This window comes from Pseudomonas uvaldensis, assembly GCF_021271205.1.
Taxonomy (GTDB): Bacteria; Pseudomonadota; Gammaproteobacteria; order Pseudomonadales; family Pseudomonadaceae; genus Aquipseudomonas; species Aquipseudomonas uvaldensis.
In genome coordinates, this window is record NZ_JAIWKS010000003.1 from 373,217 (window position 1) to 385,745 (window position 12,529).

The 12,529-nt window shown below is 61.5% G+C and carries 12 protein-coding genes; 4 read left to right on the forward strand and 8 right to left on the reverse strand.

All coding sequences use genetic code 11. From position 1 onward, the window contains the following. Positions 1–2: 2 nt before the first annotated feature. The 8 genes from cmoB to LCU97_RS08215 form a co-directional block, all read right to left on the reverse strand. Positions 3–959, reverse strand: coding sequence for a tRNA 5-methoxyuridine(34)/uridine 5-oxyacetic acid(34) synthase CmoB (gene cmoB, locus LCU97_RS08180; protein ID WP_232776094.1), 957 nt, complete (start codon positions 957–959; stop codon positions 3–5). Then, on the reverse strand, positions 956–1,699 hold the full coding sequence (gene cmoA / locus LCU97_RS08185) for a carboxy-S-adenosyl-L-methionine synthase CmoA (protein ID WP_232776095.1): 744 nt from the start codon (positions 1,697–1,699) through the stop codon (positions 956–958). The genes cmoB and cmoA overlap by 4 nt, the downstream gene beginning before the upstream one ends. 86 nt (positions 1,700–1,785) lie before the next feature. Then, positions 1,786–2,454, reverse strand: a complete 669-nt coding sequence (locus LCU97_RS08190) for a lysoplasmalogenase (RefSeq protein WP_232776096.1) — start codon at positions 2,452–2,454, stop codon at positions 1,786–1,788. 2 nt (positions 2,455–2,456) lie between these two features. Then, positions 2,457–2,849 carry a protease inhibitor I42 family protein gene (locus LCU97_RS08195; protein WP_232776097.1) on the reverse strand — a complete coding sequence of 131 codons (393 nt, stop codon included), beginning with the start codon at positions 2,847–2,849 and terminating at the stop codon, positions 2,457–2,459. A 208-nt stretch (positions 2,850–3,057) separates the two neighbouring features. Beyond that, a complete protein-coding gene (lon, locus tag LCU97_RS08200; protein ID WP_232776098.1) occupies positions 3,058–5,472 on the reverse strand; it encodes an endopeptidase La in 2,415 nt (804 codons plus the stop codon). 160 nt (positions 5,473–5,632) lie between these two features. Beyond that, positions 5,633–6,946, reverse strand: coding sequence for an MFS transporter (locus LCU97_RS08205; protein WP_053152593.1), 1,314 nt, complete (start codon positions 6,944–6,946; stop codon positions 5,633–5,635). Positions 6,947–7,063: 117 nt separating this feature from the next. Beyond that, the gene (locus LCU97_RS08210) at positions 7,064–8,305 is read right to left on the reverse strand and encodes a transporter associated domain-containing protein (protein ID WP_053152595.1); all 1,242 of its coding nucleotides are present in this window, start codon (positions 8,303–8,305) and stop codon (positions 7,064–7,066) included. Between the two features lie 12 nt (positions 8,306–8,317). Beyond that, positions 8,318–9,130 (reverse strand): cytochrome C assembly family protein, encoded by an 813-nt coding sequence (locus LCU97_RS08215; protein WP_053152597.1) that lies wholly within the window; start codon positions 9,128–9,130, stop codon positions 8,318–8,320. Positions 9,131–9,333: 203 nt separating this feature from the next. Between LCU97_RS08215 and ffh the strand changes: the two genes are divergently transcribed. The 4 genes from ffh to trmD all read left to right on the forward strand — a co-directional run bounded on the left by ffh (position 9,334) and on the right by trmD (position 12,525). After that, entirely contained in the window at positions 9,334–10,710 is a 1,377-nt protein-coding gene (gene ffh, locus LCU97_RS08220) for a signal recognition particle protein (RefSeq protein WP_053152599.1), read from the forward strand. 230 nt (positions 10,711–10,940) lie between these two features. Beyond that, the gene (rpsP, locus tag LCU97_RS08225; RefSeq protein WP_007927680.1) at positions 10,941–11,192 is read left to right on the forward strand and encodes a 30S ribosomal protein S16; all 252 of its coding nucleotides are present in this window, start codon (positions 10,941–10,943) and stop codon (positions 11,190–11,192) included. A gap of 5 nt (positions 11,193–11,197) precedes the next feature. Beyond that, a complete protein-coding gene (rimM, locus tag LCU97_RS08230) occupies positions 11,198–11,734 on the forward strand; it encodes a ribosome maturation factor RimM (protein ID WP_053152601.1) in 537 nt (178 codons plus the stop codon). Next, positions 11,716–12,525: a tRNA (guanosine(37)-N1)-methyltransferase TrmD gene (gene trmD, locus LCU97_RS08235; protein WP_172834632.1), complete on the forward strand. Its 810-nt coding sequence runs from the start codon at positions 11,716–11,718 to the stop codon at positions 12,523–12,525. Before rimM ends, trmD begins: the two co-directional genes overlap by 19 nt. Positions 12,526–12,529 lie beyond the last annotated feature (4 nt).

Genomic DNA, 12,529 nt, shown 5'->3' on the forward strand with positions numbered 1-12,529 from the left:
ATTTATTTACGCGCCACAATCACCGCCCGCATCGGCGCCGGCAGGCCTTCGATGGTCTTGCTGTGGTCCTCGGGGTCGAGGAAGTCACTCAGTGATTGATACTTCATCCACTCCGTGCTGCGCTGTTCCTCGACGGTGGTCAGGCTCACGTCCACACACCGCACGTCGCTGAACCCGGCCCGGCGCAGCCAGCGCTCCAGGGCTGGAACCGACGGCAGGAACCAGACGTTACGCATCTGCGCGTAGCGGTCTTCGGGCACCAGTACCTGGTGCTCGTCGCCCTCGATTACCAGGGTTTCCAGTACCAGCTCACCACCCTTCACCAAGCAGTCTTTCAAGGCCAGCAAATGCTCGATCGGCGAGCGGCGGTGGTAGAACACGCCCATGGAAAACACCGTATCGAAGCCTTCGAGGTCCGGCGGCAGGTCTTCGAAGGGGAACGGCAGGTGCCAGGCGTTGGGCTGCGAAAGGTAGCGCTGCACCGCCTGGAACTGGCAGAAGAACAGCCAATTGGGGTCGACGCCGATTACGGTGTCGGCCCCGGCCCCCAGCATTCGCCACATGTAGTAGCCGTTGCCGCATCCCACATCGAGGATGCGCTTGCCCTTGAGGTCCAGGTGCGGTGCCACCCGTGACCACTTCCAGTCCGAACGCCATTCGGTGTCCACGTGCACGCCGAACAGATCGAACGGGCCTTTGCGCCATGGGGAAAGGCCCATCAGGGCGGTGCGCATCTGGGCGCGGGTTTCATCGCTGCAATCGGTGTCGAGGGTCAGACTGTTCAACAGGTCGATCCGGGTCGGTTGCAGCGACGGCAGGGCATCCAGGGCGTTCTGCCAGCGTTCGAGATCGCCATGGCCTTTATGCATCTTGATATCGAGCTGCGACTGCAGCGTCGCGGCCCAGTCGGCCAGGGGGGTACCGGCCAGACGGCGGGCGAGGGGAGACAGATCGATCATGGCAGGGCAATCAACGAGGCGAAGTTAAGACACTGGAACCACGGCACGACTTTCGAGAACCCGGCCGCCAGCAGGCGTTCGCGGTGTTCTTCGAGGCTGTCGGGCTTCATGACATTTTCGATGGCGCTGCGCTTCTGGGCGATTTCCAGTTCGCTGTAGCCATTGGCACGCTTGAACGCCACGTGCAGGTCGGTGAGCAGGGCGTGTTCCTCGGGGTCGTTGAAACGCAGTTTTTCCGAGAGAATCAGGGCGCCACCGGGCAACAGGGATTGGCGGATTCGGCTCAGCAGCTCGGTGCGCTGCGGCCGCGGAATGAATTGCAGGGTGAAGTTCAGCGCGACCACCGAAGCCGGCTGGAAGTCCAGGGCCAGGATGTCGCCTTCAATGAGTTCCACCGGCAGCAGCTCCTGGAACATCGAGTTCTGGCCGTTGAGGTATTCGCGGCAGCGCTCCACCATGGCCGCCGAGTTATCCACAGCGATCACCCGACAACCGTCGGTGCGCACATGGCGGCGCAGCGCCTGGGTCACCGCGCCCAGGGATGCCCCCAAGTCATAGAGGACGCTGCCCGGCTGGGCGAACTGCGCGGCGAGTACGCCAAGATTTTCGACAATGGTCGGGTAGCCTGGTACCGAACGCTTGATCATGTCTGGAAACACCCGCACCACGTCCTCGTTGAACGCGAAGTCAGGCACTTGGGCCAGGGGTTGGGCGAATAGGCGGTCGGACTCTTTGCTCACGGCGATTCCAGCGGCATGGGTGGTGAAAAGGCCGGCATTTTAACCAAAAAAGCTGCGGGAGCGAGCTTGCTCGCGACGGCGACGGATCAGCTTGCCGACAGACCGCTATCGCCAGTGGTTCGGCAGGACTTGCGGGGGAAAGCCGAGGCGGTGATGCCCCACTGGCCTAGCCAGTAACTGATGATGATCAGGTAAGGCGCAGCGGGGAAGGGGGTCACGAACCGGTCGATGCCGATCAGGCTGTCGGAAAAGACGAACGCCAGCGCTCCCGCAGCGGCCAGCCACGCCGAGCGCTTGGGTACCGTACCACCCAGGCGTGCCAGGGCTCGCCAGAGCATGGCGCTGATGGCCAGGCCGTAGACAATCACTGGAACCAGCAACGGCCCGAGGCCGCTGGATATCAGGATCCCCAACAACACCGCGCCGATGCCCAAGGCCAGGGCCAGCGTAAGCAATGCGGGCTGGCGGCAATCGCTGAGGTAGGCTTTCAGGTAGGCCAGGTGCGCCAGGAGAAACGCGCCAAGGCCGAACACGAACAAGTCGCCCGGCCACGCCAGCAGTACATCGCCCGCCAGCGAAAAAATCAGCCCGAGACTGATCCCACGTCGATAGTCGCCGGGCGGCGCGTCGTGCAGCCAGCCCAGCAGCGCCAACACCGGCATCGGCTTGACCAGCAGGCACAGCAGCGAGGCATGCACGCTCAGGCCATACAGGTAGGTGGCCGCTCCCATCAGAGCGAGGATCAGCCAGCCCATGCTCATTTCACCGCGATAGCGCAGTCGAAGGTCTCCACGGGCGGCACTTCAGGGGCCCAGGGCTGTTGATAAGTCAGGCGCAGCCGGCCGGTGCCCGGGTTGAATGCCTGGAAGCGCCAGGTTGAAACCCCGGCAGCTCCGACGATGCCGGCGTCCTCCGGGTTGCGGTATACCTCGGGGCCCAGTGCTTTCAGAACACCGCCGGCCGAATCCAGGACCGCCCAGCGATAACCGGTGCTGGGATTGCTGGGCAGGCTCAGGATCAGGTTCTGTCCGTTGTTGAGCCGAACCGGGCATTCGCTCAGCTTTTCCACGGTCACGTTGTGTTTCGACTGCGTGGCGCAGGCGCTCAGCAAGACGAGGCTCAAGGGGACGAGCAGGCGGGTGGGGGACATAGGGGCTCCGGCGTTCACGACGAATGGGGAGCATAACCGAAGATGCTACCAGGTGTGTCAGGTGAGCAGGGGTTGTGGCTGATGACGTTTTCGCCGGCAAGCCCGCTCCCACAGGGTATTTGTGGTGTTCACAGCATTTGTGATCCACACCAAACCCTGTGGGAGCGAGCCTGCTCGCGATGAGGCCGGTACAGCGTCTATAAAACCCTCAGAACAACACCTTCGCCACATCCGCAAACCGCTTGGCAAAATGCACCGTGACACCTTCCTTGAGGTAGTCCGGCAGTTCTTCGAAGTTGCCCCGGTTGGCTTCGGGCAGGATCAGCTCGAAGATTTTCTGCCGTCGCGCCGCGATCACTTTTTCCCGCACGCCGCCAATCGGCAGCACGTGCCCGGTGAGAGTGAGTTCGCCGGTCATGGCGACGCTTTTCTTCGGTGGCTGGTTGCGGGCCAGGGACAGCAGTGCGCTGGCCATGGTCACGCCGGCGCTCGGGCCATCCTTGGGAGTAGCGCCTTCCGGTACATGCAAGTGCACGAACGCCTCGTCGAAGAACTTCGGGTCACCGCCGAACTGCTTCAGGTGCGAGCTGACGTAGCTGTGGGCGATCTCCGCCGATTCCTTCATCACCTCTCCCAGTTGCCCGGTGAGCTTGAAGCCACGATTGAGGGTATGGATGCGTGTCGCTTCGATGGGCAACGTGGCGCCGCCCATGCTGGTCCAGGCCAGGCCGGTGATCACTCCAACGCCGGACAACACTTGTTCGTTGCGAAACACCGGCTTGCCCAGGGAGGCCTCGAGGTCTTTCGGCCCGAGCTTGATGACCGCCTTGGGATCTTCAATCAGCTTCATCACCGCCTTGCGCACCAGCTTGCCCAATTGCTTCTCCAACTGGCGCACCCCGGCTTCGCGGGCATAACCGTCGATCAGGGTCTTGAGGGCGCTGTCGCTGATAGTCAGGCTGCCCTTGGATACGCCGGCCTTGGCCAACTGCTTGGGCCAGAGATGGCGCTTGGCGATGGCGACTTTTTCCTCGGTGATGTAGCCGGACAGGCGAATCACTTCCATCCGATCCAGCAGCGGGCCGGGGATCGAGTCCAGAGTGTTGGCGGTGCACACGAACAGCACCTTGGACAGGTCCAGGCGCATGTCCAGATAATGGTCGAGGAATTCGACGTTCTGCTCCGGGTCGAGGGTTTCCAGCAAGGCCGAGGCCGGATCGCCTTGGTAGCTCTGGCCCATCTTGTCGATCTCGTCGAGCATGATCACCGGGTTCATCACCTCTACGTCCTTGAGGGCCTGCACCAGCTTGCCCGGCTGGGCGCCGATGTAGGTACGGCGATGACCCTTGATCTCGGCTTCGTCGCGCATGCCGCCGACGCTGAAACGGTAGAACGGCCGGCCGAGGGATTCGGCGATGGACTTGCCCACGCTGGTCTTGCCCACGCCCGGCGGGCCCACCAGCAACACGATGGAACCGCTGATCTCACCCTTGTAGGCACCCACGGCGAGGAATTCCAGGATGCGGTCCTTGATGTCGTCCAGGCCGGCATGGTGCTGGTCGAGGACCTTGCGAGCATGCTTGAGGTCGAGCTTGTCCTGGCCGTAGACGCCCCACGGCACCGAGGTGGCCCAATCCAGGTAGTTACGGGTAACGGCGTATTCCGGTGAGCCGGTCTCCAGGATCGACAGCTTGGTCATTTCCTCATCGATGCGTTTTTTGGCCTGGGCCGGCAGCACCTTGCTCTCCAGGCGTTGCTCGAACTGTTCGAGGTCGGCGCTGCGGTCGTCCTTGGTCAGCCCCAGTTCCTGCTGGATGACCTTGAGCTGCTCCTTGAGGAAGAACTGGCGCTGATGTTCGCCGATCTTGCTGTTGACCTCGGCGGAGATCTCTTTTTGCAGCCGCGCGACTTCCACTTCCTTGCGCAGCATCGGCAGGACTTTTTCCATGCGCTTGAGCATGGGGACGCAGTCGAGTACTTCCTGCAATTCATTGCCGGTGGCGGAGGTGAGGGCGGCGGCAAAGTCGGTCAAGGGCGAGGGATCGTTGGGACTGAAGCGGTTGAGGTAGTTCTTCAGTTCTTCGCTGTACAACGGATTGAGCGGCAGCAGCTCCTTGATCGCGTTGATCAACGCCATGCCGTAGGCCTTGACCTCGTCGGTCGGCTCGCTCGGCTGGTGCGGGTACTCGACTTCCACCAGGTACGGCGGGCGATGATGTTTGAGCCAGGTACGGATGCGCACGCGGGTCAGGCCCTGGGCAACGAATTGCAGTTTGCCCGCTTCGCGGCTGGCATGGTGCACCTTGACCAGGGTGCCGTACAGCGGCAGCGCCGAGGTGTCGAAATGACGCGGGTCTTCCTGGGGCGTGTCCATGAAGAACAGCGCCAGGGAATGATGTTCGGACTTGGCCACCAGTTCCAGGGTCTCGGCCCAGGGCTCTTCATTGACGATGACCGGCAGGACCTGGGCCGGGAAGAACGGGCGATTGTGGATGGGAATGATGTAGACCTTGTCCGGCAGGCTCTGGCCGGGCAGCGCCAGGCCGGTGCCGGAAACGGTGTGTTCGATGTGTTCGGAATCCGCGTAGTCGTTCGTGGCTTCAGTAGAGTGCTGGTCGCTCATGGGGCACCTGCGCAATGGAATATGCGTCTTAGATGGGGCAGGTAGAGGACGGTTTCAATGGGCGGGGACTGTTAGCGATTATTTCATTGGAAGGTGTTCAGGTTTGTGACAGGTTTGGCGACAGGGGGGGGCGAGGGGTGGGCCCCTCGCCACGCGGGTTTCAGGCGATCTGGTTCAAATCGTTATGGCGGGTTTCCTTCAGGCACAGCACGGCGATCACGCTCAGCAACGCTGCCGCCGACACATAGCCGCCGACATAGCTCAAGCCGCCCATCGCCACCAGCTTCTGGGCGAAGAACGGTGCGGCCGAGGCACCGACGATGCCGCCCAGGTTATAAGCCGCCGAGGCGCCGGTATAACGCACATGGGTGGGAAACAGCTCTGGCAGTAGAGCGCCCATGGGGGCAAAGGTCACGCCCATCAGGAACAGCTCGATGCACAGGAACAGGGCGACACCCCAGGTCGAACCGTGAGTCAGCAGCGGCTCCATGAGAAATCCCGAGGCAATCGCCAGCACCCCTCCGACGATCAGTACCGGTTTGCGACCCAAGCGATCGCTGGCCCAGGCCGACAATGGCGTGGCGGCGGCCATGAACAGCACGGCAAAGCAAAGCAAGGCGAGGAACGTCTCGCGGCTGTAGCCAAGGGTGGCTACGCCATAGCTCAACGAGAACACGGTGGAGATATAGAACAACGCATAGCACACCACCATCGCCGCCGCGCCCAGCAGTGTCGGGGCCCAGTATTGGCTGAACAGTTCCACCAACGGCACTTTCACCCGTTCCTGGCGAGCCATGGCCTTGGCAAAGACCGGTGTTTCATGGAGCTTGAGGCGCACGTAGAGGCCGACGATCACCAACACGGCGCTGAGCAGGAATGGAATGCGCCAGCCCCAGGAGCGGAACTGTTCGTCGTCCAGACCCATGGCCAGGCTCAGGAACAGCCCGTTGGCCGCCAGGAAACCGATGGAGGGGCCCAGTTGAGGAAACATGCCGAACCAGGCCCGCTTGCCCTTGGGGGCATTCTCGGTGGCGAGCAGCGCGGCGCCGCCCCATTCACCACCCAGCCCCAACCCCTGGCCGAAGCGCAGCAGACACAACAGGATCGGTGCCCAGGCGCCGATGCTGGCGTAGCCGGGCAGCACGCCGATGAGGGTGGTGCAGATGCCCATCAGCAACAGAGAGGCCACCAGGGTGGATTTGCGCCCGATCCGATCGCCAAAATGGCCGAACAGCGCCGAACCCAGCGGCCGTGCGAGAAAGGCGATGCCGAAGGTCAGGAAGGACGACAGCATCTGTGCCGTACCCGACGTCTGCGGGAAGAACACCGGCCCGATCACCAGGGCCGCAGCCGTGGCATACACGTAGAAGTCATAGAATTCGATGGCCGTGCCGATGAAGCTCGCAGTCGCCACGCGGGTGGTGGAGTTCGTCGGCTGGGCAGCCGCGGTGTCGTTGAGGGTAGTGGTCGTCATGCAGTTATCCCTGACAGTCATGTGCTCCGTTGGAGCATTTATTATTGTTGAACGCTTTGGGGAAGACCTGAATGCTGCAGAAGCAGGGCTTGTTCCCGCAGTGATTCTATCCGGAACTCAGGCGACGCTTGGCACCGACCCGTTATGCCACATCAGCACCTGGCTGACACGATTGTCCACAGTTTCGATGATTTCCAGCCGGTAGCGACCGATCTTCAGGCATACCGGGCTTTCGGGGATGGTTTCCAGCGCTTCGGTCACCAGCCCGTTAAGTGTCTTGGGACCGTCGCAGGGTAAGTGCCAACCGAGGGCTCTGTTCAATTCACGGATCGACGCCGCGCCATCGATCATCAGACGCCCATCGGGCTGGGGATGAACGTGCGGGTTGTCGAGGTTGTGCTCGTTTTCGAACTCGCCGACGATCTCTTCAAGGATGTCTTCCAGGGTAACGATGCCCAGCACCTCGCCATATTCATCCACCACCATGCCCAGGCGTCGCTGTTGCTTGTGGAAGTTCAGCAGTTGCAGCTGCAGCGGCGTGCTTTCGGGTACGAAGTAAGGTTCGTGGCAGGCGGCGAGCAACGCTTCCTTGGTCAGGCTTGCGTCCGCCAGCAAATGGCGGACCTGGCGGGTGTTGAGCACCGCTTCGACCTGGTTGATGTCACTGTGGAAGACCGGCAACCGGGTTCGACGGTTCAGCAGAAGTTGTTCGATGATTTCCTCGATGGGGTCATCGAGGTTGATGCCGTCGACTTCGCTGCGGGGCACCAGGATGTCGTTGACGGTGATGTTGTCCAGGGCATGGATGCCGGGAGCCCCGTGGGGGCGTCCTGTGCCATGTTCATGTTCCTGTTCGGTACGCGGCGGCGTCGGCATTTCGTCGTCGCTTTGCTGCACGACGACAGCCTTGCGGGAAAAGGGGCGCAGCAGCAATTTGCTGAGGCCGTCCAACAACCAGGCGAGCGGATAGACCATTTTCAAGGGCACGCCCAGCAAGGCGTTGCCCAGTGCCAGTACCGCATCGGGGTGACGGGTGGCCAGGATGCGCGGCAGGTAATCGGCAAAGACCAGCAGCATCGCACCGCTGGCGAGCCACGCGACCCACGGGCCGTTTTCCAGCCAGGTGAAAATACCCAGCAAAGTGCAGATCACCACCGCCAGGGTGCGGCACAGGGTATTGCACAGGATCAGGCTGGTCAGGGGAAAGCTCAGTCTCGCCGACGGTTTATCGCCGGCACGCGAAGCCCTGCGTTTGGCCAGCAGGTGCTGCCGGGCAGCTTCGATGGCGGTGAACAGGGCTGACCAGAGGATCAGCACCACCAGTACGGCCAACAGCGGCCCCGCGGGCAACCTATCCATCAGCGCCGTCCGTCAGATATGCAGGATGTATTCACGGACCAGTTTGCTGCCGAAATACGCCAGCATCAGCAGGCAGAAACCGGCCAGGGTCCAGCGAATGGCTTTATGGCCGCGCCAGCCGAGACGGTTGCGGCCCCAGAGCAGCACGCTGAACACCACCCAGGCCAGGCAGGCCAGCAGAGTCTTGTGCACCAGGTGCTGGGCGAACAGATTCTCGACGAACAGCCAGCCGGAGATCAGCGACAGCGAGAGCAGGGTCCAGCCGGCCCAGAGGAAACCGAACAGCAGACTCTCCATGGTCTGCAGGGGCGGGAAATTGCGGATCAGCCCGGACGGATGCTTGTGCTTGAGCTGGTGGTCCTGTACGAGCAACAGCAAGGCTTGGAACACCGCGATGGTAAATAATCCATAGGCCAGGATCGACAGCAGGATATGAGCCAGGATCCCCGGCTCCTCATCGATGATCTGGACCGTACCCGATGGCGCGAACTGCGCCAGCAGCACCGTGGCCAGCCCCAGCGGGAACAGCAGCACGAGCAGGTTTTCCACCGGGATGCGCGAGCAGGCCAGCAGCGTCAGGCCGATCACGGCCACGGCGATCAGGCTGGCGGCATTGAAAAAGTCCAGGCCCAGGCCGATCGGCGTCATCAGATGGGTATAAAGGCTGGCCGCGTGGCCGAACACCGCCAACACGCCGAGCGTGACCAGCAGGCGCTTGTTCGCCCTGGCGCCGGAGGCCAGGCGGGTGCCTTGGTAAAGGGTCGCAGCGGCATAAAGGCAGGCGGCGGCGAGGGAGGCAAGCAAGCTGGGTGACAAGGGGAGCATAAATCCTGTTAGGCAGGCCCGAAAGTCGCTGAGTTTGGCATAGAACCCATACCGTACGAAAGACCACCGGAGTCACCAGGTGTACGCCGCACGCTTCTTCGCTATAATCCGCGACCTGCCCACGCCGCAGGCTCGCCGAGCACATTTTTTCACGGTCTGGGCCGCCATTATCCCGGCCTCATCCGGGCCTGAAAGGATCGCGCATGTTTGAAAACCTAACCGACCGTCTCTCGCAGACGCTGCGCCATGTCACCGGCAAGGCGAAACTGACCGAGGACAACATCAAAGACACCCTGCGCGAAGTGCGCATGGCGTTGCTTGAGGCCGACGTCGCCCTGCCAGTGGTCAAGGACTTCGTCAATTCGGTCAAGGAACGCGCCGTCGGCACCGAGGTGTCACGCAGCCTGACGCCGGGCCAGGCGTTCGTGAAGATCGTCCAGGCTGAACTCGAAAGCCTGATGGGTGCTGCCAACGAAGACCTTAACCTGAGCGCCGTGCCGCCAGCGGTGGTGTTGATGGCCGGCCTGCAGGGCGCGGGCAAGACCACCACTGCCGGCAAGCTGGCGCGCCTGCTCAAGGAGCGCAAGAAGAAGTCAGTGATGGTGGTGTCGGCGGACGTTTATCGTCCGGCGGCGATCAAGCAGCTGGAAACCCTGGCCAACGACATCGGCGTGACGTTCTTCCCGTCCGACCTGAGCCAGAAGCCGGTGGACATCGCCCAGGCGGCTATCAAGGAAGCGAAGCTCAAGTTCATCGACGTGGTCATCGTCGATACCGCCGGTCGCCTGCACATCGATGAAGAGATGATGGGCGAGATCAAGGCACTGCACGCCGCGGTCAATCCGGTGGAAACCCTCTTCGTGGTCGACGCCATGACCGGCCAGGATGCGGCCAACACCGCCAAGGCCTTCGGCGATGCGCTGCCACTCACCGGTGTGATCCTGACCAAGGTTGACGGTGACGCCCGTGGCGGTGCCGCGCTGTCGGTGCGCGCCATCACCGGCAAACCGATCAAGTTCATCGGTATGGGCGAGAAGAGCGAAGCGCTCGAACCGTTCCACCCCGAGCGTATCGCGTCGCGCATCCTGGGCATGGGCGACGTGCTCAGCCTGATCGAGCAGGCCGAACAGACCCTCGACAAGGAAAAGGCCGACAAACTGGCCAAGAAGCTGAAGAAGGGCAAGGGCTTCGACCTCGAGGATTTCCGCGACCAGCTGCAACAAATGAAGAACATGGGCGGCCTCGGCGGCCTCATGGACAAGCTGCCGAGCATCGGTGGCGTGAACCTGGCGCAGATGGGCAACGCCCAGAGCGCGGCCGAAAAGCAGTTCAAACAGATGGAAGCCATCATCAACTCCATGACCCCGGCCGAGCGCCGCGACCCTGACTTGATCAGCGGCTCGCGCAAGCGTCGGATCGCCATGGGCTCCGGTACCCAGGTGCAGGATATCGGTCGCTTGATCAAGCAGCACAAGCAGATGCAGAAGATGATGAAGAAATTCTCCGCCAAGGGCGGGATGGCCAAGATGATGCGCGGCATGGGCGGTATGTTGCCCGGCGGCGGCATGCCCAAGCTGTAACCAATCCCAGGCGCCGGCAATCCTGCCGGCGTTGCCCGCGGGGACGCGGGATCTCCAGCGGACCCGTCTCCGGCGGGCGCTGAACGTGGCAGATCTGAATGGCAGGCCGGCACTCGCCGGAAAAAGTCATTTGCAAAAGTCTGGATATTCCTTAGAATATGCGGCCTTTCGGGCACCCATGCCCGCTGTGCATTTAGATTTGCAGCACCGACTACAGGAACGATGTTCACATGCTAACAATCCGTCTTGCCCTTGGCGGCTCCAAAAAGCGCCCGTTTTACCACCTGACCGTAACCGACAGCCGCAACCCGCGTGACGGTTCCCACAAAGAGCAGGTTGGTTTCTTCAACCCTATCGCCCGTGGTCAGGAAGTTCGTCTGTCCGTGAACCAAGAGCGCGTTGCCTACTGGCTGAGCGTTGGTGCACAACCTTCTGAGCGTGTTGCTCAGTTGTTGAAGGAATCGGCTAAGGCTGCGGCCTGAGCAATATGAACGCGACGCCAAAAGATGCTGATGATCTGATCGTTGTCGGCAAAATCTATTCTGTACATGGCGTTCGCGGCGAAGTGAAGGTTTATTCCTTTACTGATCCGATCAAGAACCTGTTGAACTACAAGGCCTGGACGCTCAAGCGCGAAGGCAGCGTGAAACAGGTTGAGCTGGTCAGCGGACGCGGGAACGACAAGTTCCTGGTCGCGAAGCTCAAGGGTCTCGATGATCGCGAAGAAGCACGTCTTCTGGCCGGTTATGAGATCTGCGTGCCGCGCAACCTGTTCCCTGAACTGACCGACGGCGAGTACTACTGGTACCAGCTGGTGGGTCTGAAGGTCATCGACCAACTCGGGCAACTGCTCGGGAAAATCGATCACCTGCTCGAGACCGGTTCGAACGATGTCATGGTGGTAAAACCGTGCGTCGGCAGCCTGGATGATCGCGAGCGCCTGTTGCCCTATACCGGGCAGTGCGTGTTGGCCGTCGACCTGGAGGCAGGCGAGATGAAGGTGGAATGGGATGCGGATTTCTGAACGTGGCTAATTTGCGCGTTGAAGTCATCACGCTGTTTCCCGAGATGTTTTCCGCCATCAGCGAGTACGGCATAACCAGCCGCGCGGTGAAACAGGAGCTCTTGCAGCTGACCTGTTGGAATCCGCGGGACTACACCACGGATCGGCATCACACTGTGGACGATCGCCCGTTTGGCGGTGGTCCGGGCATGGTGATGAAGATCAAGCCCCTGGAAGATGCACTGGTTCAGGCCAGGGCGGCAGCCGGGGAGGGTGCGAAGGTGATCTACCTGTCGCCCCAAGGCCGTCAGCTGACTCAGTCGGCGGTACGCGAACTGGCGAATTCGGATGCATTGATCCTGATTGCCGGTCGTTATGAAGGCATTGACGAGCGTTTCATTGAAGCTCATGTCGATGAAGAGTGGTCGATTGGTGACTATGTACTGTCTGGCGGCGAGCTGCCGGCGATGGTCCTGATCGATGCGGTTACACGACTGCTGCCTGGAGCTTTAGGGCATGCGGATTCCGCTGAGGAAGATTCCTTTACGGATGGTCTGCTGGATTGCCCGCATTACACCCGACCGGAGGTGTATGCGGATCAGCGTGTTCCCGACGTGTTGCTGAGTGGCAACCACGCGCACATCCGGCGTTGGCGTTTACAGCAGTCCCTTGGTCGGACCTGGGAACGACGCGCCGATCTTCTGGAAAGCCGCTCGCTTTCTGGAGAAGAGAAGAAGCTGCTCGAGGAATATATCCACGAGCGGGACGATAGTTCACAACGTATCGATGGTAAGTCCAAAGACTTGCCTTAGGAGC